At 36.4% G+C, this 23,187-nt stretch carries 19 protein-coding genes and 1 tRNA gene; 12 read left to right on the top strand and 8 right to left on the bottom strand.

All coding sequences use genetic code 11. The features are described 5' to 3' along the window. Positions 1–118: 118 nt before the first annotated feature. On the bottom strand, positions 119–1,621 hold the full coding sequence (locus D1094_RS09155) for a hypothetical protein (protein WP_118959788.1): 1,503 nt from the start codon (positions 1,619–1,621) through the stop codon (positions 119–121). 155 nt (positions 1,622–1,776) lie between these two features. Between D1094_RS09155 and D1094_RS18620 the strand changes: the two genes are divergently transcribed. The 3 genes from D1094_RS18620 (at position 1,777) to D1094_RS09140 (ending at position 3,877) form a co-directional block, all read left to right on the top strand. Beyond that, positions 1,777–2,067, top strand: coding sequence for a hypothetical protein (locus D1094_RS18620; RefSeq protein WP_118959787.1), 291 nt, complete (start codon positions 1,777–1,779; stop codon positions 2,065–2,067). Positions 2,068–2,110: 43 nt separating this feature from the next. Then, positions 2,111–2,809, top strand: coding sequence for a hypothetical protein (locus tag D1094_RS09145; RefSeq protein WP_118959786.1), 699 nt, complete (start codon positions 2,111–2,113; stop codon positions 2,807–2,809). 129 nt (positions 2,810–2,938) lie between these two features. Beyond that, entirely contained in the window at positions 2,939–3,877 is a 939-nt protein-coding gene (locus D1094_RS09140; RefSeq protein WP_118959785.1) for a hypothetical protein, read from the top strand. Positions 3,878–3,969: 92 nt separating this feature from the next. On the opposite strand, the gene D1094_RS09135 is transcribed toward D1094_RS09140, so the two are convergent. Together D1094_RS09135 and D1094_RS09130 are read right to left on the bottom strand one after the other, a co-directional pair. Beyond that, positions 3,970–4,749 (bottom strand): hypothetical protein, encoded by a 780-nt coding sequence (locus D1094_RS09135; protein WP_118959784.1) that lies wholly within the window; start codon positions 4,747–4,749, stop codon positions 3,970–3,972. A 198-nt stretch (positions 4,750–4,947) separates the two neighbouring features. Further along, positions 4,948–5,946: a hypothetical protein gene (locus D1094_RS09130; RefSeq protein ID WP_118959783.1), complete on the bottom strand. Its 999-nt coding sequence runs from the start codon at positions 5,944–5,946 to the stop codon at positions 4,948–4,950. A gap of 111 nt (positions 5,947–6,057) precedes the next feature. On the opposite strand from D1094_RS09130, the gene D1094_RS09125 reads away from it, so the two are divergent. The 6 genes from D1094_RS09125 to tnpC all read left to right on the top strand — a co-directional run bounded on the left by D1094_RS09125 (position 6,058) and on the right by tnpC (position 15,011). Then, on the top strand, positions 6,058–6,303 hold the full coding sequence (locus D1094_RS09125) for an AlpA family transcriptional regulator (protein WP_118959782.1): 246 nt from the start codon (positions 6,058–6,060) through the stop codon (positions 6,301–6,303). Positions 6,304–6,317: 14 nt separating this feature from the next. Further along, positions 6,318–7,961: a hypothetical protein gene (locus D1094_RS09120; protein ID WP_118959781.1), complete on the top strand. Its 1,644-nt coding sequence runs from the start codon at positions 6,318–6,320 to the stop codon at positions 7,959–7,961. Positions 7,962–8,485: 524 nt separating this feature from the next. Next, positions 8,486–12,430, top strand: a complete 3,945-nt coding sequence (locus D1094_RS09115; protein ID WP_118959780.1) for an NACHT domain-containing NTPase — start codon at positions 8,486–8,488, stop codon at positions 12,428–12,430. Positions 12,431–12,692: 262 nt separating this feature from the next. Then, positions 12,693–12,989, top strand: a complete 297-nt coding sequence (gene tnpA, locus D1094_RS09110; RefSeq protein WP_118959779.1) for an IS66 family insertion sequence element accessory protein TnpA — start codon at positions 12,693–12,695, stop codon at positions 12,987–12,989. Further along, entirely contained in the window at positions 12,989–13,342 is a 354-nt protein-coding gene (gene tnpB, locus D1094_RS09105; RefSeq protein ID WP_118959778.1) for an IS66 family insertion sequence element accessory protein TnpB, read from the top strand. The genes tnpA and tnpB overlap by 1 nt, the downstream gene beginning before the upstream one ends. A 97-nt stretch (positions 13,343–13,439) precedes the next feature. After that, positions 13,440–15,011: an IS66 family transposase gene (gene tnpC / locus D1094_RS09100; protein ID WP_118959777.1), complete on the top strand. Its 1,572-nt coding sequence runs from the start codon at positions 13,440–13,442 to the stop codon at positions 15,009–15,011. A 198-nt stretch (positions 15,012–15,209) separates the two neighbouring features. Here tnpC and D1094_RS09095 read toward each other — a convergent pair whose 3' ends face one another. The 3 genes from D1094_RS09095 to D1094_RS09085 are packed head-to-tail and all read right to left on the bottom strand — an operon-like array spanning position 15,210 to position 16,665. Further along, positions 15,210–15,965 (bottom strand): hypothetical protein, encoded by a 756-nt coding sequence (locus D1094_RS09095; protein WP_182440140.1) that lies wholly within the window; start codon positions 15,963–15,965, stop codon positions 15,210–15,212. Continuing rightward, positions 15,889–16,260 (bottom strand): hypothetical protein, encoded by a 372-nt coding sequence (locus D1094_RS09090; protein ID WP_118959775.1) that lies wholly within the window; start codon positions 16,258–16,260, stop codon positions 15,889–15,891. Before D1094_RS09090 ends, D1094_RS09095 begins: the two co-directional genes overlap by 77 nt. A gap of 39 nt (positions 16,261–16,299) precedes the next feature. After that, entirely contained in the window at positions 16,300–16,665 is a 366-nt protein-coding gene (locus D1094_RS09085) for a hypothetical protein (protein ID WP_118959774.1), read from the bottom strand. 337 nt (positions 16,666–17,002) lie between these two features. Here D1094_RS09085 and D1094_RS09080 point away from each other — a divergent pair, with 337 nt between their 5' ends. Beyond that, positions 17,003–17,236, top strand: coding sequence for a DNA cytosine methyltransferase (locus D1094_RS09080; protein ID WP_259337894.1), 234 nt, complete (start codon positions 17,003–17,005; stop codon positions 17,234–17,236). Between the two features lie 87 nt (positions 17,237–17,323). On the opposite strand, the gene D1094_RS09075 is transcribed toward D1094_RS09080, so the two are convergent. Together D1094_RS09075 and D1094_RS09070 are read right to left on the bottom strand one after the other, a co-directional pair. Beyond that, a complete protein-coding gene (locus D1094_RS09075) occupies positions 17,324–18,346 on the bottom strand; it encodes a site-specific integrase (protein WP_118959773.1) in 1,023 nt (340 codons plus the stop codon). A 223-nt stretch (positions 18,347–18,569) separates the two neighbouring features. Further along, positions 18,570–18,646: transfer RNA gene (locus tag D1094_RS09070), tRNA-Arg, on the bottom strand. 370 nt (positions 18,647–19,016) lie between these two features. Between D1094_RS09070 and D1094_RS09065 the strand changes: the two genes are divergently transcribed. Together D1094_RS09065 and D1094_RS09060 are read left to right on the top strand one after the other, a co-directional pair. Continuing rightward, a complete protein-coding gene (locus tag D1094_RS09065) occupies positions 19,017–20,057 on the top strand; it encodes an efflux RND transporter periplasmic adaptor subunit (protein ID WP_118959772.1) in 1,041 nt (346 codons plus the stop codon). 1 nt (position 20,058) lies between these two features. After that, positions 20,059–23,118, top strand: a complete 3,060-nt coding sequence (locus D1094_RS09060; RefSeq protein WP_118959771.1) for an efflux RND transporter permease subunit — start codon at positions 20,059–20,061, stop codon at positions 23,116–23,118. Positions 23,119–23,187 lie beyond the last annotated feature (69 nt).

Below are 23,187 nucleotides of genomic sequence, written 5' to 3'. Positions count from 1 at the left end.
TAATGAATTATTATTTCCAAATGGTCAATTGTTCAGGCTAATAGCACAATGACAAGCTCTTCGAGCGGGTAGCTGATTGCCAGATATAATTCTACTCTATAACTTTTAATTGTACAGTTTAGGTTGTTTTTGGACTAACCCTAAAACAACCTTCCAAATAATCTTTGGGAAAAGCAAAGTCTATCTTCGACTTATCCAAAGAATCAGCCGATAACAAAATACTTCGATGCATAAACCCTTTAATTTCAAAAAGACCATTTTCATTAGTTCCAATATAAATGAAACTGATGGTATAGGCTTTAATAGCCCATGCAACTCGCAATACCTCCGAAAAATCTGGCTTTTGATATTCACTATTTAAGTAAATAGGAAAACATGCAACCCCTCCTCCGCGACAATTTTGCAAAAATATTGGGCACTTATAAGTAACATAACTAGGAGAATCAATGTAGTCACCGATTTCTAAAATTTTATTAGTGTAGTTTAGGTGAATCTTTCCTGATGCGGTCGAAAAAGCTTTTCTCGTATCTTCACACTTTATAAAATTTACAAATGTTTGATGAGATAAAAACTTAGTGCCCGTTACAAAAAAACCTTTAAAGTGCAAAACCGTGGTTAAATCCGACTCTGCTATTACTTTTTTTAAAGATAAGTATCTCTTGCCATTCTTTGTGGTTACACACGGGGAGGTTTGGATAGTTTCTAAAAATTTTGGAATCGGTTTACCAATAAATTTTGAAAGCTGATCTAATATTGCTTTATTACGTCTAGCCCTAAATCTATTGTTTGTAGTTTCAGAACCATCATTAAATTCAAACCCAAGTGTTTTAACGGCATCAAAAAAGGGAGCATAAATTTCGCAGTTTTGGCTTAATACAGGTGGAGTGGTGTTTTTCAAATAATGCTTAAGTAATATGATATGAAGTTCTTTAGCTATGCTGAGGTTTATGAAATTTGTTTTCTCTTGCAAGATTCTTTGAAACACTACCTTATGTTTACTAAGCAGAAGTGCTAATTTCTCTAATGAGAATTCGGGAATGTTTATTATTGTTCCTATGATATCTGCATATGATAACTGAAATATTTTTTCACATGATAATCTAGGTAAATAAGAGTTTTTATTAAAACAACCAATACAAACTGTAACCTTGCAACCATTTTCTTTGGGTTTATTAAAATTTTGTTTATTTTTATGTAGACTAATGAACACATTATAATGTTTTTGTTTAGAGTTATATTCACAACATACCTCACAATATGCAAAATCCTGGTAATTGCTTTCTTTGTAATATGTGGCTTGCAATAGCTCTAACTCACCAAATATTCTCTCAAGTTTAGCAATTGTTTGTTTTGAGGTCTTAGACTTTCCTTTTTTTACTCTGTAAATGGTTGCTCTTCCTAGCCCTGCGTTTTCTTTCCTTTTTGATATGTCAGCCTCAATATTACTTATTTTCAACTTGAGAACGTCAGGAGCTAGCTTTTGCATATTTAGCTTATTAATAAGTTCGCACTTTTCTTTGTTTAGCTCTTTTTCTTCACGCAGTTTTGATTCATTAACTAGGTCGTCAATCGTCCAATTCTTATTTTTTAGTTGCGTTTCTAACCAAGCAGATAAATCCAATTTAAACTCCAATTTTATTGATTTGACAATCTCATTTATACATCGAAGAACATCCAGTCTCAAAAAAAGTTTAACAAAAAATGGGGATTTTGATACTAATTTTTTTTTTGCACAATAGCACCACACTTGATTAATAGTTGAAGTTAGAGGTAGATATGGTGAAAAGTAACGTTAAATTTTTAACTAATACCCGAAATTTTAGTAGCTTTGAATGTTCGGTGAATAGCTTAGTAAAGTACTATTTTAATAAATGGGGGGTAAATGAACCCGCCGCCATTACTATCTTACTATCGTCTGAATTAATTACGGCGGATATAGCTAAATACAAAGCTTCACAGTCTCAATTGAAACAAATTTGGTTTGATAAATGCGAGCAAATATTCCGCAATAAATTTGAACCTAAGAGCCCACCACCTGCGTCGCCAGCACTAAGGTTAGTAGCGTAGGGGTCGCAAGGTAAATAATGACGTAACAATTCTGAGGTAGTATATGGATTATTCAATATATAAGCTTTTTGAACGTGTTTTTGCTGCAACTGGTGAAGCATTGACAATTAAACATTGTACTAATGAAGCCTTAAACAGAGGACATCCAATGAGTTCTAGAACAATGGCTCGCTATTTACAAATAATGGAAGAGAATGGTGCCGTTGAATGTATCAACCCAGAAGAAAAGCCATATAGATATAAATGGCTGAAGCTTGAATCTACAATGACTGTAGAGGAAGCATTACTTTTATATCCATATATTAAGCATGGCCACACGCAAATGCCTAATTCAGCTTTTGGGTGTCATTCCAGATCTAAAATAGAACAGGCCTTGCAAATCATTCAAGACACCAGGGTTAACAATCCCTGCGGAAAAATTGCAAAATGGCTATTGAACGAAGAAGTTATAGATCAATATGATGATTTAAACAAAGTTAAAGCTACTCTTGCACGAGTATTCAATAATGCAGTTTTTGATGGTGAGAACCTGAATATTACTTATAGAGATGATTTAGGTTTAGTATCTGGTACATTCGAGCCTGATGCGATGCAGTATTTAGACGGGCAATTCTATTTAAAAGTGAGTCTATTAAATAGTTTTCAATTGAACACTATCAAGTTAAGTGATGTGACTAACTTAGAAAGTGTAACAGATGTATATAACTTCGAATATAGTGACCAGATAGCTAGAGCGGCATAGTACATCGGTCGAGCACCCTTGACTACCAATGTTATAAAAAAGATAGTTGGAAACGACATTTTTACTATAATTTATTGTTTTTACAGTATATTGTTTATAATAAATTTAATCAGCTTTGAGAGAGTTTTAATGCAAGATTTAATATTAATTACACTTATGGCACTGTCTGCCTTCTATGGTTACAAATTAAAGGTAACGTCTAAGGATCCTCAGGTCCAATTTTATCTGGTACTTCTTGTTGTCGGAATTGTGCTTTTGGGAAACTGGATGAAGGTGCCATATATTCTCGTTGCTGGATTAATTGGTTTTTTTGTAGGTGTAGCTAGGAGCAGTGGCAAAGATAAATCTACTCAAGAAAATTGCACTGATAGTAAAAATGAGGATAAGGAATTAATAATAGATATAAAACAAGAAGCTGAAAAAATAGTAAAGGTTGAATGTAATAATGGAACTTACTATCTAAAGCAGCTTACAGGAAAAATTAGAAGTGCCAAAGAAAATGCATATTCGTCAGTTAGTACAACTAAAGTAGAAACCTACAGAGGGCATAAGCATGTGGATACTAGCTATAACTACAAAAAGAGCAAGGAAACACGCTGGATGGATTTGGTTATAGAGTTAACTAATGGTCAATTGGTTGATTTGAAAATTCCTGGTTGTACAAATGTTCCCTTCCAATTGGATAGACCTCTTTCACTTTTTCTAGCAAGTGAAAATGGAGAAAATTTCTACCCGTTAAAAACGTACTTTTATGATGATCAAGAGACATGGTATTTAGATTCTCAAGTAGAACAGAAGTTACACTCGCTTAGAACCATTATAAATAGTATTTTTACATTTGTTTTTATGTTGGCAGGTGGGTTCTTAGGTTATTTAATAGGTGATGAGCAAAATAGTTTTTGGCAGGGGCTACTTTTTGGTTTCGTAATTATGCTTATACCAAGTATTATTTCATATTTTTTATTATTTAGGGAACCGAATAAAGCGATAGATACTTTAAAAGAGACTAGTAGAAAAATTACAAAAAGTATTGAAGATGCTATGACTAACACGAATAGTGTATTCTAAATGCTTTATGGTTCCAAAGTTATATAACTTATCACTTTGGAAAACACTTTAAATAGCCAGGGTGATAAGTTTCGGACTCTACTTTTCAGTTATTAGTTACCTAGTAAACCAATTATACTGCTTTTAGCCAGATCATAACCAACTTCAACCCAATGCGTAAGCCAAAGGACTAGCTTTGAATCCATTACATCTATATTGTGAGCCCTCAAGTAGAAACTGAAAATAAAAATAGACAGAATAATTATATAGTTAACTGGATTTTTGTAATATTTTAGCCCCCTATTTCGTTTATAAAAATTAAAAGTAGAAGTAATGCTTACTGAAATAGGTGCGGCTAAGCCAACAAATATTATTATTGAAGTAGGTATGTATAAGAGAAAAAAATCAAAAAAACTTCTTAATTTATAAAAACCCATAAATTGTATTAGGTAAGCGGTTACAAAGGAAAAAATCAACCCCAAAATAAAATGAAATGTCATAGAGCCATTTTCTTCGTTTACACTAAGGTACTTTTCTATATCTGCTTTATCTAGGGCAGAATAAATGCCGGATAAGCAAAATACATAGAAAAAGATAAAGTATGTACTAAATGCTGAGTAAGCCAATTCTAGAAATATTTCAGCTATGGTTATTCCCCAGATTGGAATAAATAACAGAACTATTAAGAAGAATGGGTTTGCACCAGTTGTATGCCTTACCGTAGTACTGCCATCAGACCAACGTTCAGTAACTCTGTATTGCCTTTTTGATGCATCAGATGTGATCGAAGACCAACCCATCATCATCGATATTACTACTCCAAGTAAGAGAATCGGAGCACTAAGAACCGGTAAATTCAAATAAGGGTATTCTTTTATATATTTCATTTTCATCAGCTATATACCTCTTCATTATTGCTTTTGGCTTTTCCAAAGGTCACAACAGATAGCCCTAAATTGGAAATAATAAATATACTCATCTTAAGTAAACCGTTATGTTCCTTATTTTCAATAAATAACACAACAAAAATACATAGCGGAACCTGTTCTTACTTTTGGCCTGTATGGATTAGAATTAATTTCTTGACATAACTACTCTTTAGGCTCAAACGCATTTGCGAATAACATGGGTTCAGCCATAAATTTTGCTCGAAGAAATAAATTGCAAATTACAGGTTCACCGTTATTAATCATTTCAAGGGTAACTCTTTTATCTCTATCAAAGCTCCAATTATTTTCTGAGATTAAAAACCTGTCATAGAGTACTTTCAGAAAACCTTCTTCGTAGCAAACTTTTGCTAAATAATGCACTTCATCAAAAAACCTCGCTCGAAAAAAAGCGAAGCCAATTAATACAGGAACAATTGAATCTAGGCTAATGAACATTGGTTGACGGAAGTTGTTACGATTAAAACCTTCAGTACCATTTTCAAATTTTGAGACCGATGGGGCGAAGTGCTCCCATTCATTGTTAGGAAATATGTAGTCAAAAACATCTTCGACAGATCTTAATAACTTTATTGTTCCTCCAAAAATTCCAAGCTGAATACGGCTTGCTAGCATTTTTTTCAGCTCTATTAACTTTTCATCTTTGTTTAAACTGTCAAAGTTGCTTTCAAGTATATCCAATAATTGCCTAGCTAGAATGAAAAGAGATTCCAGCAGTGTTTGCGCTTCTAGAATTTCAAATAATCCACTAGGCCCGCTATCATAAGCGAGTCGACTACCAGGGATGATTTTTTCAACATTATCCACTAAAGATCCAGGTACTGGTTCATCCGCATTTTTAAATTTGTCGCCATCGTTGGCGATTATGTTTGCAACTTCTTCAGAATTAGATATCTCAAATATCCACTCAGCCATAAGAGCCCTAGAATAAAGGTTCTTGTGGATTGGGTTGTCTAATAGTTTCAATAATTTGTTTTTTCGTCGTTCGAGCTGTAAATCGTTTTTATAACTACCTTTCATTACAACTTTCATGACTTGGCGAGCTTTATTATTTGCGATGTCTTGCAATTCATAGTCAATTATTGCGTTTCGCACGAACCAGAACCAATATTGACTTCTTATAAAGGACAATAAACCTTGCATATTTTTCTACCAAAACAACTTTGGGGGAATTATTGACGCTAAACCCCTTCAGAAATTAATTTTTCACTTTGTCAAAATTATCTCACACAAACTAACCATAGGTAACTGACAATGAAAAAACTTCTTACGATTGATGATTTGGCGGAGTTAATACAAAAAAGCCATGCCGTTATTTACAACATGATTAGTCAAGGGAGAGAAGGTGAAGATCTCCCGAGGTCAATAAAGATTGGTCGCAGTCGAAGATGGCCCGAATCAGAAGTAGATGCGTGGATCCAACATCAACTTGACCATGCAAGTGATTCACAAAAACAAACACCAGCAAACACATCACAAAAAACGATTAATCGTGTTTAATAAGGATGAACATCATGAAAAATGTATCAGGCAAATTCTTTGGATTTTTACTTGGAAAAAACAACTTTTCTGGGGCTAACAATAGCGAACAGAAAGATTCCCAATTAACTGACAAGGTAAGCAGTGTCGAACAATCTACTGCTTTGCAGAATGAAAAATCTAGCAGTTGCCAACATTCTGAAATTGACCAAACGACTAATGCTATAAGCGGTAAACAGTTTCTATGTCGACAAACCAATACAGCAAACGTTGCTTGCTCACAAGACGATCTTGAGAGCGCTACTGACAATAAAGTGTTAAAGACAGCCATAAATAACGAGTTGTATAGTTCGTTTAGGGGTTTGATGGATAAAATGAAAGATATTGATGTTGATATGCCCCCTGGTTTGGCTGGTGATATGTGTAAAGATATCGCACGAGGTGAGAGAAGGAGGTTGCCGACTCTTAGACCCGCGGCTGTTTTAGCTATTCTTTCTGCTTTGAGCCGTAATCGTCTGAACTCAGATGGAGAAAAGATGACGTTCTTTGCTATGGCCACTGCATTGTCTGCTAGTGGGAAAGAAGCACATCAACGATATATTAAAGACATTCTAACTACATTGAATTTACAAGGTATGCTATGCGGTAAACCTCGTTCAGATAAAAATATTATGCTTGACCTCTATGAGCATAAAGATATTTTGTATTCAATTGACGAAGGGCATGAATTATTCGACAAAGCGCTTTCTTCTACATCCAATTCTTGTGAATCAGGTATGGGTGATCTGCTTCTTGAATTAAAAACAAGTTCTCTTTATACATTGTCAGGAAATCATGCTAGAGAGTTGAGTGCTCCGATCATTAAAAGCTTGAAATTATTAAAGGATAAGAGCACTGTTTCAGATAAGGACACGCAAAATATTCAAGATCTTGAAATCAGGTTGTCTCATATACAAAACGGTATGCCACATCCATTTGTATCGCTTATCAGTTATTCCACACCTATCAAGGCTGATTTCATTGTTAACCTCGAAACAATTCTGAGCGGTTTTGTTGGACGTTTCTACTATTGGAGGGGACCTGACGTAAGAGGGAAGTTATTAAAAAAACTTGAATCAAGTAGCCCATGCGAGGACATCATTGAACGTTGCGACCGAATCAATGGGCTCGATTATCAGATTGAAATGTCTCCTGATTGTGATGAACTTATGGATCAAATTGTTGATTATTTTGAGCAGGATGAAATGTTAAATCACGAGCAACTGGGTGCAATTTACGCTCGAGGTTCAGAGCAAATAAAACAAGTGGCTTCTTTACTTGCTGTGGAAACAGGTGAGATATCGTCTGAAATGTTGCTTTATTCTACTCGAATTTTTATCGATAATGTTAACTGTTACATGGAAGTGCTCAATAAAAAGTTAGAACACGATGAGAATCAGGTTTTTGATAGCGTCGAAAAAATTGTTCTCAACGTATCAGAGAAATATGGACCCGTTAAAAAAGGCTTTATGGCAAATCAGATAGATAAGCGAAATGCCACTGTGAGAAAAGCCCGTAAGGAAAAAGATAGTAAATATCACTATCAGCTAATTGACAGGCTTATCGAAAGTGGTTTGATAGTTGAAGTCGATGGTAAGCTTTTACATAGTAAGCTATCAGACGTCAGAGATGCTGCTTGATTATTCATACTGTACGGCGTTCTATTACTCTATATCTCTAATTCAAAAAATATTAGAGCGGTAGAGCAATAGAGTGCCGTATTCTATTTTAGTCTACACCGTAAGAGGATGTTTAGATGCATTAATGTGTAGTAACTTATATCTGTTCTGATAATTTTAAATATTGGTTCTGACCTAGTCGTACAATTGAAAAAGTCAGAACTTAGTCAAAAGCCGACATTAAGTTTGAATTTTGTTTAGTCTCTTCTGTGTTAAAAGCGTAGGCGTCTAGCTAATGACACCTACTCTTAGTAACTGACTTCACTTATGGTATCTCCTAATTTAAGAAGTTACCTTGAGAGTTACACGCAATCAAGAGCAATGGCAGATCCTTTCTTCCTAATAGTGTTGGTTAATTAAATTAGTCTTCCTCCTAAGAACATACCTTTGTCAATTATAAGGTTATAAAAACTACAAAATAAGTAATGTTATCATGTGTTTATTGTGGTATTTTTAAGGTGGTTTTAGGTGGGAGAAGCTTGGTAATGACAGAACAATTTATAGATTTAGACAGGAAGTTTAATCGAGTTCCAACATTGGAAGGTGACGATAAAGATCTGTCAGATTTTTCACTATTATCAGGTAGGCAAAATAAAACATGGGGGCAATTATTAGATTACCCGCGAGTTATTATATTGGCTGAAGCAGGGGCTGGTAAAACAGAAGAAATTCGGCACCAAGCTCAAAAATTAAAGAATTTAGGCAGCTATTCATTCTTTCTTAGAATTGAATATATACATAATAATTTTGAATTAGCGTTTGAGCCAGAAGGTTGCGATAAGGAGCAATTCAAAGAGTGGCTAGCTAGTGAAGATAAAGCATATTTCTTTTTAGATTCAGTCGATGAAGCGAAACTGAAAAGTGAACGTGATTTTACAACTGCAATAAAATCATTTAAGAACGCAACAGGCAACGCGCTAGAAAGAACGCAACTCTTCATTACTTCAAGAGCGTCTGCTTGGAGAGCAACTACTGACCTAAACTTCGTTAACCGAGAACTAAGTAATAAGAGTGAGTCGGATTCGAAAGAAGAATTAGAAAAACAGTTCAAAGTTTATTCACTTGAAAACTTTTCTACAATTGAAATTAAAACTTTTTCAAGCAAATTTGGAATTAAAGATACTGATGACTTTGTGAATCAGTTAAAAGAAAGGGAAGCGGAAGGATTTGCTAATAGGCCTCTTGATCTAATTGACCTTGTTAGATTCAGAAATACTCATCATAGAATTGGTAGTCGTTTGGAGCTAGTTGAATACTCCATAACTACCAAACTTCGCATTGATAAAGCTGATAGGGAATTAGCGAATCTATCTCCGGCAAGACTCATGGAAGGTGCAGAAGAAATTGCCGCAGCAATGGTATTTTGTAAGCAGTCTAATGTAGCAAATATGGGATGCGAACAAAGTGAAGATGTCCTGAATATTGAAGAGATATTAAAGGATTGGACTCCGCAAGAGGTAGAGACTTTATTAAGTAGACCCATATTCGAGCTTTCAAAATATGGTACTTCAAGGTTTAACCATAGAATCATCCGTGAATATTTAGCTGCGCAATGGATTAAGAAAAGGGTAGATAAAAAATCAATAAGTCATGCTCAACTGTTTGAGCTTTTTTACAAAAATATTTATTACGTCGAAGTACTGATACCTTCCTTAAAGCCCATACTTGCATGGTATGTATTATTAGATAGAGATTTTGAAAGTACAGTAATTAACAGATCCCCAGAAGTATTTATCGATGGCGGGGATTCATCAGAACTTCCTGTTGAAACTCGTAAACAGTTAATTTCAACATTCTGTCAGTTATATAGTAGAAAAGAACAGTGCTATATATCCTTTGATTCTGCCGCTATTAAAAGGTTTAGCTCACCAGAAATGGGTAATTTGATTCGCCATTTATTAACTGAATACTATTCATATAAAGACTTGAGGCAAATATTGCTTCAAATAGCCGAATCCAGCTCGATGAATGAGTGTTTAGAAATTGCTTTAGAAATGTCCTTGGATAGTTCAATCGATCCCGTTTCTTTAACTTTTGTGCTTAGAATCATTAAGGCAAATTCTGAACCTGATTTCTTTTCATCACACTCACTTAAAGTTCTAGATGCTGTTCCAAGAGAAAGTGACAGGCTATTTTCTGTAGTTGTGTCTGAACTTGGTCATGTTTTGCCACTTGGAGTTTTATTAAGAACGATTACTTCATTAGATATGTCGAAGAAACGAGGCTTCCGTGACATAAATTACTACATTGAACGATTCGCAGAAGAATTAGATCTAGAAAACTCTGTAAAGGCTCTCAACTTTATTCATCCACTTGTTGATGAAAAGCCATATATCAATAAGTTCAGGTGTAACATTTCTGAAAAATATGAGTGGTTAGTGGGGGTTCTACAAAGATTACTTGTGAATATAATTCGTCACAAAAGATCGGGTGATATAAGCAATCAAGTTCTTGATTCTCTTTCCAAAGCAAGTACCTATGATAAAAACAGTTACCATAGCGATGGTAAGCTCAATGACAAGCTTCGTGAACTTGTAATATCATGGAACGAGCTTAGCAATTCATTATTCTGGTATGAGGTAGGAATATCTAGAGCTAGGCTTAAGAAAGAAGAAGAAAAAACAGGTAGAGAAAGACCTTTAAATAGGTGGTTTCAGGCTGGTTGTTTTGGCAAATTCTGGGGATTTAAATATAGTGATTTAGATTCTTTACTAGGCTGGGTAGATTCTAAGGAGCTAATGGACGATAGGTTTGTAGCACTATCACTTGCTTGGGAAATAGTAAAAGAAGAAGGGCGTAAATCTTCAGATGAAGAGAAGCTTTATTCTGTGGCCGTTCGCCTAGATGGGGCAGTTGAGTTACTAGATAACTTTAGAAATCCAAAGAAAGAAGACTGGGAAATTGAGGAAGAGGCTCGTCAGAAAAAGTACATAGAAGATCAAGCTAGGGAAGAAGAGAAGTCAAAGAAGAATGCTAAAGAGTGGGTTGAACATTTAAATGAGAATTTGAACTATATAGACACTCTTAAACTTGCTCCTACAGGTGAGATCAATAATGCTCAGCTACATTTATATGATCGATTAAGAAACCATTCAATCGATCATAACAGCTATTTAGTGGATGACTGTTCTCCATTAGTTGAAGAATTTGGAGAAGAAATAGCCTCTAGATTTTCAAACTTTTTGGTGAAGTATTGGAAATGTTTTGAAGACAAGATATTAATTTCAGAAGGAAGCGAAAGGAACTCAACCACTTATGCAACGATAATGGCGTTATGTGGGATAGAGATTGAGAATAAAAGTAACCCAAACTGGGTTGATGAAATAAGTTCAAAAGAAGCCACTTCCGCAACTAGACTATCTTTATGTGAACTAAATAATATCCCTTCATGGATGTCTAAAGTCTATGAAAAATATCCCGATGAAGTTCTTTCAGTCTATTTAGCTTGTATAGAGTGGTGCTTTAAAGACACGTCTGATAATGATAATGCAAGTTTCATTTTAGACAAATTGGTAAGTAGTTGCGATTATTTACATAACGATATTGCTCCCCCTATTTATCAGCTACTAGAAAAGTACACTATCTCTAAATATAGATTGCAAAAGCAATCTTTATGGCTGCTTTCATTATCCAATTTAAGTGATACACGCTTAACAGAACTTGCTAAATTCAAGTTCAATAATGAGCCAGCAACCAAATTGATATATATGTGGTGGGCGTTGTATATAGCAACAGAGCCAAATGAGGCTATACGACTATTTGAAAGAAGACTAGAAGTGCTTCCTGATAACGATGCCACTGACTTAGCGATTAATACACTAAATTGTTTGAACGATAAAAGGGGATTCGGCGCCCTAACTAATCGAGAAAAGCATATGAATGTAGCTAATCTACATGCCTTGTATGTTTTGATGCATAAATATATTCGAGAGGAAGATGATATTGATAGAGCAGGTGGTGGGGTATATAGCCCTACTGCTAGAGATGATGCACAAGACGCCAGAAATTCACTGTTTTCAGCTCTAAAATCTATTCCTGGTGAAGAAAGCTATAACGCACTTAGAAGCATAGCGAGGATGTGGGTTGATAAACCTTGGAAAGAGTCTTGGATTGAACATATGGCTATAGAAAGAGCCGCAACAGATGGAGATAGTAAACCAATGTCGGAAAAAGATTTTTCAGATTACTCTGAGAAAACCAGCAAAGAAGAAGGTCAAAATTTAGAAATTAATGTAGGCGGAAATTTGGAAATGAATAATTCTTCCATCGGAAATGAAGTTAATGGACTTAATATTACTGAAACTGTTACGGAATCGACTCATTCAAATCTACCTGAAAAAGAATGGTATGAAACATTCTTTGGTAAAATTATAACTGGCGTAGCCATAGGAGTTTTGTTGGTAGTTATTGGTTGGATGATTAATAAATAAGAGCATTAGTGATGAGAGCAAAGATCAGACCCTGAAATATGTAAATACATTTTGTGTAACTGCCAGGTTTAAATTTAAATAACAAATAACATCTTTTAATCGGTTTTCGAATTTAATCATAAATCGACTCAAGGCTGTTTTCCAATTTCTTTTTGATCTTCCCCCCGATTAGGTCAAATGTAAGGTAAGCGTCTGGCAAAGTGCATCTAAACAACGGGTTTAGTTCTCGGTAAGTTACTTCAAGTATTATTTGGAGTAACTTATGAGAATCACACGTAGCCAGGCACAATGGCAAACCATCATTGAAACGCAACAAACGAGCGGCTTAACCATTGCTGATTTTTGCCGTGAACATCAATTATCAACCACCACCTTTTATGCGGTTCGTAAAAAGCTTGGTCTGACATCGGGTAACTTTGTTCGTGCTCACGTCACACAACAAATCGAGTTAGTCGCCCAGCAACCATCCATAGAACTGGCCGTAGGTCAGGCAACAGTGAAACTACCAGGAACAACGTCTGCAAGCTACTTAGGCCAAGTGCTAAGAGAGCTGCTCTGATGAACATGTTTGTTGAACCACCTGAAGTCTTTTTACACCGTGATGTTGTCGACTTTCGTAAATCTATTAATGGCTTGGTTGGAATTGTCGAAGATGAAGATGAACTTGAGCGTGATGCATATACAGGTGCATTGTTTGTCTTTTGCAATAAAGCCAGAGACAAACTTAAAATTCTGTATTGGGATAATACAGGGTTCGCGTTGTGGTATAAGCGCCTTGAAAAACAAAAATTCAAATGGCCGAGCAAAGTAGCCAGTGAAGCGTTTGAGTTAACCGAGCAGCAATTAACCTGGTTACTCTCAGGCTATGATGTGATCGGCCATGAGCCATTACACTACCAATCAGCGATCTAATTAGATCGCATTGACGGTCAACGATCGTGTACGCAAGGTCTTATATCATTTGATCTTGAGAGCAGATAGCCAGTAAAAAATTTGTTACACTTAGGGCATGAAAATTGATGCTAACTCCTTGCCTGACGACCCAGAACAACTCAAGCAAATGCTGCTTGAGTTGCAGCAAGCCGTGGCTGAAAAAGATAGAGAGTTAGCGCAAAAAGATGACCTCATTACAGAGCAAGCCCAGCAAATCAATCAGTTGATTGAGCGTTACGAACTTGCTAAGCGCAAGCAATTTGGCAAAAGCTCAGAAAAGTTACCCGGTGCAGGTGAAACCTTCAACGAAGCTGAAGAAATCTTAGATGAAGCGGATAAAGCGTTATTAGTCGAAGTTGATGACAAGCCAGCAACACCCGTTAAACGCCAGCCTAAGCGCAAGCCGCTACCTAAAGAATTACCACGTAAAGTGATAACCATCGACTTGTCGACTGATGAACAAGTCTGTGGTTGTTGCCGCAGCAAGTTACATAAAATCGGCGAAACACGCAGTGAAAAACTAGAATTCGTTCCCGCCCATATAAAAGTCATTGAAACGATACGCCCCAAATATGCTTGTCAGCAGTGTGAGCAAAGCGGAACGACTACCCAAGTAAAAATCGCACCGATGCCGCCAGCCCCTATCCCTAAGGGGATCGCAACGGCGAGCTTACTTAGTCAGCTTATCACCGGCAAATACCAGTATGGTTTACCTCTGTATCGACAAGAGCAAATATTTAACGATTATGGTATCAGCTTAAGTCGTCAAACCATGTCGGATTGGTTAATCCGTTGCAGTGAACTACTTGCGCCATTGTATGACGAATTAAAAACGCACTTGCTTAAGCAAGGCGTTATTCATGCTGATGAAACCCCGTTAAAAGTCATCAATGAAGAAAAGTCGACAAGCTACATGTGGATTTATTGCTGTGGAGAGGATAAGCCTAGCAGCAATAAGATGCGAAACATCGTCTTGTTTGACTACCAAAACAGCCGCGCAGCACAATGCCCTATCTCATTTCTTAACGGCTACACCAATTACTTACAAGTTGATGGCTACATTGCTTACGAAAAAACCTCAGCGATATTGGCTGGCTGCATAGCACATGCCCGTCGTAAATTTATTGAGGCTAAGACAGCGCAAGGTAAATCGAAGACTGGCAAAGCCGATGTGATACTGAGCTTAATTGGCAAACTCTATGGTATCGAAGCGAATATAAAAACAAAAAGTGTTGCTGAAAAATATCAGGCAAGACAAGAAAAATCAAACCCCCTGATAGATAAAATCCACCAGTGGGTTAAGGAAAATAAAGAGAAGATACCGCCCAAAAGCAAACTAGGTGAAGCCATTACCTACTGGCACAATCAAGCGCATAAACTCGAAACCTACCTCAGCGATGGCCGTATTAACATCGATAATAATCGTGCAGAGCGGGCCGTGAAACCGTTCGTCATTGGGCGCAAAAACTGGTTGTTCTCAAACACCGCTCGCGGTGCAACCGCGAGTGCCATCCTCTACAGCTTTATTGAAACTGCCAGAGCTAATGGCTTGCTGGTAGACAGCTATTTGCAAACCTGCCTTGACGAGCTTGCTAAAAAGCCTGATAGCCTTGAATACCTGCTACCTTGGAATATCAAGCAAGGCTAGACGTAGTTACCCAGACGCTTACGGTCAAATCCAAAATTGAAAAGTATCAGATCAGATATGAGCTATTACAATTAATGTGACTACGTCAAAGTCGCTCGGTAATTATACCGTCAGTTTCCCCTTGGTAATCACACCATAACAGTTTAGAGCTTGGTAAATGGCTTTCTACATCTATTGTAAACCTATAAAGATAGAGCTTTAGAGTCTGTTCCAAGTTATAGAAATGTCTGACGTGGAGTCCAATGTTCTTGTTGCTATGTCTTTTAGGGCTTGCTCAGAACAGTTATTAATTGCTTCCAGCATGTCATTTTTCAAAGCATCTAGTTCGCGTATTTGTTCCCTGAGAGAGCATAGTCTTTTTTGTAGCGATGTGACTTGCGAACTAGCACTTTCGAACATTTTTTTCTTAATCTCAAAGTCCTTAATTAAGCTGTCATTTTGTTGGGCTAGCTTAATAGCTTTTACTTCAAGATTGCTGATATTTTGCTTTACGAATTCCTCTTTTTTCAGGTGTTTACGGCCTGTAATATTTTTTGACTCTCCTCGCTCGAACCCTAGACGTTTAAAGGTGCTAAAAGCAATATCTTGGATTTTTTCAAAATTGGGGTTTAACTGTTTTGTTTTTCCTACAGCATTTTTACCTTTCGACATGAGGTGTCGAAGCGGTGCTATTTTATTAACAAAATCGAAATTTATGAATTGAACATGGCAGTGAATATTCCGAATAAATAAACCATCGCTAAAAGCATCAATTTTGCTTTCGTTTTCGCAATAAAATGAATTTTGGAAAGAGTTACTTTCTTTCATGATAGGACTTTCGTACCTGCCTTCGTCTACGTGAAAATCGAAGCCCAGCGGCTCGAACCCCCATTCAGATTTAATTACTTGGCAATAACGTTTTAATAGAACGCTCATTGCTTCTTTTATTTTTTCTACGCCGTATTTTTTTTTCAAGAAATAAATAGTGCTCTTCACTGAAGCACAATACGTGTTCAAACAGTACATTATTATCAATGCGGACTTTTTTACCTGTGACTTCCTTGTGCTTTTGCATCATTAGTTCTAAAGCTTCTGTGCATGAATCAGCGTCGTGAAAATAGTAGGAGTAATTATTATCAGAATGTTCCCAATGGACGTTATTAGAGTTAGTAAAACCATGGCGTCCTCCATCAGCATGATCAAGCACAGCTAAAGCCGCTGGATATTTGTAGTACCTGCACCTAGCGGAAACTGAATTCTTATTGGTCATTTACCTATCTCCTTTTTAACGGGTTTTAATACCGTTTCGCTAGTTTGAATCGGGGTTTCTAGGTGGATTTGTAAAAAAGTAGTGATGAGTAATTAGCTCTTGAATTCGCTCGTTGACAAATTTTTCTGATCTAGGGTCGTTTGCGAAAAATAATTTCAACAAATTATCTCTATACCCGATATCGAGCCAAATTCTCGCAAAAGATACCCACGCATTATTTTGGGGGTCATCTAGGTAAGCCAACAGCCAGAATATTTCTTGGCGACTATCATTTGACTTACCTTTTAACTTTTTATCTATATCCATAAAAAACCCTACCAAATTCATGGTCCAGATTTTTGAATATTTTTGGCTCAGCTTTTTAGGTACCATTTTTTGGTCGTTTTCTTTGTGGGATAAATTCATCATCTCTTCCTCGTTGTCATACACTATGAATATATATCGAATTTATGTGTGCCAGTTTTCTTTTTTAGAAGAAATAGATTTCGAGAGTATTAACATAAGAAGGTGGGAGAAAGGCTTTAGTGTGTTAAAGCCTATCTATACCTGCTCAATTGTTCACTATGCTTAAAGTGATTGTCTCACTTAGATTGTCTTTTACTTATTAAGTTTGCAGTTTGTAATAGATCTTCACTAAGCAGGCTGAGGTGGCTATGCGAGACAAATTTAATCAATACTTCGATAGGGTCTATGTAAAAACAATGAACTTTACAGTACTAGGTATTACAAAGACGGCTCAGAGATCTTACTTGATCAATCTGATTTAAATAAGCGTCCCAGAAAATTAACACCACGAGAATGTGCGAGGCTGCAAGGTTTTCCAGAAGAATTTATCGTAGATGCGGTGTCTCAAGGCCAAATATACAAACAATTTGGTAATTCAGTGTGTGTAAATGTTATTAATGAAATTGCGGATGCTCTGGTTAGAACAATGTTGTCGTTGAAGAAAACTAAATCTGAAACGAAAGCAGCTTAAATTTTTACGGCGCTCTAAGACTCTAACTCTCTATGTTTGATAATTTTTTAGAGTGTTAGAGTGTTAGAGCGCTGATTATGTTTTAGTTTAGGCCAATTTTTTAGCCAAGTCTTCAGGTCGAAGGTGAGTGTATCGTTTCAGGCTTGCTAGATCCTTGTGACCTGTGATAGCTGAAACTTCCATCATTTGTAAACCCTTCTCAAACAGTCTGCTAGTTGCTTCATGACGAAGATCATGAAATCTCAAATTTTCAATGCCAGCACGCTTAGTTACTCGTCTAAATGCTTGGCCAACTGAGTCTCCGCGAATTTCAAATATTGGCCCTTGCAACTTACGAGGTTGCTCGAGAATTATTTGTTTTGCTCTTGAGGACAATGGAACGGTACGACTTTCACCATTTTTGGTATCTTCCAGAAATATTGTTGAGTTATTTACATTGAAGTTTTCCCAACACATGCAAGCATATCCATGCTTTTCAATTTCTTTCTCATCGCGAGAATTCACCATTTCACCACGACGCATTCCGGCTTCAACAGCTAATACAATAAGATCATGAATGATTCCTTGGTACTTTTTGGCATGAGACAATAGACGTTCTTCTTCTCCTTCGTTAAAACGTCGATCTCTTTGTTTACCCTTTGCAGGGAAGGATACTGGTGAAACTGGATTTCCGTTGGGCAAATATATTTGCCATTCATTCATTGCATAGGTAAACATTCGTTGAATGAGGGACATCTCTTTTCTAACGGTATCTCCCTTTACCTGCTCAAGTCGGTAAGCTTTGAATTCTCTAATTATCTGAATATTGACATCAAGCAACGACAACCCTGCAAAAACTTTTTTAAGGTGGTTAATTTTATATCTGATATTTTTAGCTGACTTCTTTTTTGTTAACTTTTCTATGAAGTAATTCTCAAATGCGTCATCCATCATTTGCTTTTCAGCGGCTTCAGTAGATTTGAACGTAGATTGATCCATTTTAGTTTCGATCTCTCTAATCCATTTCTGAGCCGCTGCCTTTGTAGTAAAAGTCTTGCTTTGAGCACGATAGCCTTTACGTCGTATCTTAGCTTGCCATCTACCACTTTCGCGTTTTGCTATAGTCGCCATGTCATTCTCCTTTTCGCATGTAAAACTGACTCAAAACATCATTGCAAATATATGGATTCAAAACTTGGGTGAAAAACTTGTCAAAGTTCCCCCAAAGATCGAAATGAACGGGTACGTACCAGTTTGATATGAAATAAATCATTGTGCTTCCTCGTTTTAACAAATGAGACGCTCAAAAAATTCTGAGTGTCCCGAAATTGTCCCGAGGACTAAAAGAAGGTGATGGCCCACCCGACAGGAGTCGAACCTGTGGCCTTACGCTCCGGAGGCGTACGCTCTATCCAGCTGAGCTACGGGTGGTCAATATTTACGATGCTTATGGTGTAAGCAACTACCAACTAAACTTGCTTTAATTAACTAAAGTAAGTCTGTTAAATATCCATTATTTCCCAATACCCTTTCTAAGGTATCTCCCCTTCCGGAGGGGCGCGCTCTATCCAGCTGAGCTAAGGGTGGATATTTGATATTTTGTTGATGTAATTTATCGATGTTTTAAGTTAACAAAATCGCGCAAATACTATAGCTAATCACTTATATTGTCTAGGGCATCTGTTACTTTCTCAATAAATAATTACTTAACGCTTATTATGCGAATGAAAAATGTACTTTATAGAAAAAAATGCCTAAAGTTATTAATACATTGTTAATAAAACCATCAAGCTATTAAAAAATGAAAGACGATTACTGTCGAATTAAGGGACTTTTTTTCTATTTTTTTAGTATTGCTCTCTTCATAAATCCTTTAAGTGTCAATGGCGCTGAGCCTGATTATCAGGTTGCGGTTATTGAAGCTACCTTCCTGGAAAATACCTTACAAAAAACGGGTAAAGTAGCATATAAGCGTATGCTAAAACTCTCTTTCAAAAGTAGCGGTTATTTAAGTACGATTAATATAGATGAGGGTGAATATTTTAAACAAGGTGATGTATTAGCAACTTTAGATGTCACTGAGTTGAATCAACAAAAGAATGCAACCTATGCAAGGTTACTGCAAGCTAAGCGTGAAGTTCAAAGGGTAGAGTCACTGTTATCAAAAAAATTGAGCTCAGAAAAAGAGTTAGATATAGCTAAAACTCAAGTCGAAACATTAAGAGCTGACTACAAAGTTGCTTATTATCATTTAGAGAAAGCGCAATTAATTGCGCCATTTGATGGTGTTGTTTTAACCAGAAGCAGTGAGCTAGGTGAGTTACAATCACCACAAAAAACAGCGTTAACTGTGGCTGCTAGCTCAAATAATCTCATAGTTAAGCTTGCGTTAACATCAAAAGAAATAGCTACGGTGAAGTTAAACCAAAGGGCAATGGTTAACTTGGGCGCTCAAGGCTTTATAACAGGGGTTATTAGCAAAATGCCAGCAATGGCTGATCCACAAAGTCACTTGTTTATTGTTGAAGTCTTAATACCAGATATAAATAACATGAAAGAAATGGCTGTTGGTAATTTAGTCGAAGTGTTAATTACCAGTACTAGTGAACAGTTAGTTTATATGCTTCCTGTATCAGCATTAAATAAAGTAAATAAACAAGGTAAAGCGTTAATAGCATTAAAAAAAGCAGAAGAAATATACCATAAATCTTTTTATATAGAAAAACTAACGAATGACTTTATTTTTCTAGCGGCTAGCGCCAATGACCCCGCAATAAATGTAATTACACAAGGATGGCAAGGTTTAACCATTAAACCAATAGCATTTGCAGAGAGCAATTAGCATGAAGTTGTCTCAAGTCGCTCTAGCAAATAAGCAATTTACCTTAACAATAACGTTATTGTTGTTATTAATTGGCATTGTATCTTACGTGAATATGCCTCGTTCTGAAGATCCTCAATTTGACTTGCCAATTACTATTATTGAAATCGTTTATCCTGGTGCATCACCAAACGATGTTGAAACACTGGTGGTTGATCCGCTGGAGCGTGAAATTGGTGAAATTGAAAGTATTAAGAAGATTGAGTCAGTTATTCATAATGGCTCTGTCAGGATCACAATAGAGTTTCTTTACGGTACTGATGCTGAAGCGGCATTTAACAAAGTAAAGCAGGCTGTTTCTACCATTAAGCCCTCATTACCTAGTGGTATAGAAAGTTTATTAGTATTAAAAGCGACTCCTACGAGTGTTGCTATTATGCAGTTAGCTTTATGGACTGAGCCAACAGACTATAAAACAATGGAACTTAATGCTGAACTTTTGGCTAAGCGACTTGAAACAATATCGGGTGTTAGAAAAGCAGAAATATGGGGCTACCCTAGACAGATTGTCGCGATTGATGTTGATATAAATTTATTAAAGCAATACGGAATAGCGGTTACCGATATTAATCAAACCTTATCAGGGCGGGCATTAAATATTACTCCTGGCTATGTAGATGCAAGTAGTCGACGATTCAATGTAAAAGCGAGCGGCAACTTTACTCAACTTGAAGACATTAACAATACAGTTATCAAAACGAGTCAAAATAAAGGCGAAAGTACGGGGACTATTCGTATACAAGATGTTGCTAACGTTAGTTTTGCTAGTTCACTGCCAAGTTATCTAGCTTATTATGATGAAAAACCGGTTATTTTTATTACGGTTGAGCAACGCGAACGAACAAATATTTTTAATTTAACGACAAATATCAATCAGGAAATAGAACACTTTAAAAGTAACTTAACCACTGATATTAAGGTAGCTAAGTTATTTCAGCAAAGTGATAGTGTCACCGTTAGAGTGGATGGTTTTTTTGATAACTTGATACAAGGTTTAGTCATTGTCGGGATAATGGCATTACTGTTTCTTGGTTTAAAAGAATCATTAGTCGTTATTATTGCGATTCCTTTGTCGTTTCTGGTAGCAATAGGTTGGTTGGACTTTGCGGGTTATGGTCTACAACAAATGTCTATTGTGGGATTAATTATCGCCTTAGGCTTGTTAGTAGATAACGCTATTGTAGTTACAGAGAGTATTCATCGAGAAAAGGTAAAAACAACAGATAGTAAACAAGCTTCTATTCAAGGAACCAGTAAAGTCGCTTGGGCTGTTTCTAGTGGCACTGTAACGACTATGTTGGCATTTTTGCCTATGCTAATGCTTTCTAGTAGTACTGGTGACTTTATCCGCTCTATGCCTGTCACAGTTGTGTTGGTCTTGTTAGCTTCTTTACTTATTGCTCTTACGGTAACGCCATTACTGGCAAGTAAACTATTTTCTAGCGATGTGCCCTCTTCTGATAAAGGATTTACATTTAAACCCTTACAACATTTTGTGAACTTTTTTGCTGAAAACGTTTATGTCAGAGTGTTATCTAAATTGATGCGCTTTCGTTTCATGTTCATTGTTATATCAATAATGGCTTTAGTTGCCATGCTGTCGCTATTTCAACAAGTAGGCGTTAGTTTATTTCCCAAAGCAGAAAAGCCTATGATTTTAGTAGATGTCGCTACGCCAGCTAATTCTTCTTTAGTTTTTACTGATAAAGTTATGCAGCAAGTAAGTCGACATTTAAAAACTTATGAACTGGTTGCAGAAGTTGCATTGAATGTTGGAAACTCTAACCCTCGAATTTATTATAATGAAATACCTAAACGCGGTATGGCACATTTAGGGCAAGCGTTAGTTATACTCAAAGAATACAAAGCTAATCAAGTAAGCCAGTTGGTTAAATCCCTTCGTAAAGATTTTTCTCTTTGGCCTCAAGCAAAGATCACTGTTAAAGAGTTTACTCAAGGTCCGGTGACTGACCAACCTATTGCGATTCGGTTAATGAGCGAATCTCTCGATGATCTTGAACGTGTCGCGAATGATTTAGCCGCTAAAATGAAAGCAACTCAAGGGGTGGTTAATATTGATAACCCTATAGGATTAGCCAACACAGAGTTAACATTAGACATCGATTATGAAAAAGCGGCTCGTAGCCATTTAGATATTCACTTGCTAGACAACACCATTAAAACGCTGCTCTCAGGTACACATGTAGGTATTTATAATGATGATAATGGTGAAGATTATTCTATTGTGGTGCGAAAAAAAAATCCGAGTGTTGAAGGGTTATCTGCGATTGAAATACTCAATAAATTAGGGGATTCAATTCCACTAACACACGTGGCGAATATAACCTTAAAAAAAGGTGATACTGACTTTTTCCATTATCAAAAACTTCGTATGGCTAAAGTCTCTGCAGATGTTGAACAAGGTTATGCTATTAGCGAAGTCACTCAACATTTAGTGTCTTATTTGAAAGAATATGGTTTACCTGAAGGTATGTATTTTTCTTTAGGTGGGGAAGAAGAATCAAGACAAGACTCTTTTGCAGGGTTAACCAAGATTATGTTAATAACCGCTATTGGTATATTTGCGGTGTTAGTGCTGCAGTTTAGTTCAATATTACAACCGATGATTATTTTTAGCTCTATCCCTTTTGCTATGGCGGGTTCTGTTATCGGGCTTTATTTAACGGGTTTATCTTTTTCGATGATGGCATTTGTGGGTTTAATTAGTTTATTTGGTATTGTGGTAAACAATGCCATTATTTTGATTGATTCGGCTAATGCAAACATGCAGCAAGGTCTCGATAAATCGTCAGCAATTTTACAAGCAAGTAGTCATCGCTTTACGCCTATTCTACTCACAACATTGACCACCATTGGCGGGTTAATTCCCCTGACATTATTTGGCGGTGCGTTATGGCAACCATTAGGTGTTGTGCTAATTTCTGGCTTATGTGTTTCTGCCTTATCTAGTTTTTTGTTAGTACCAATACTAACGGAGTTATTTACTAAAAAATCAACATAACTTGTCGAATATTTGTTAATGTTACTCGTAAAACATTATGGCTTAAGTATAATGTCTGAAATATAGTAT

It is taken from the genome of Colwellia sp. RSH04, assembly GCF_003545765.1.
GTDB lineage: Bacteria > Pseudomonadota > Gammaproteobacteria > Enterobacterales > Alteromonadaceae > Colwellia.
Note: the sequence above shows the minus strand (reverse complement) of the source record. Positions and strands in the feature narration are given on the sequence as shown.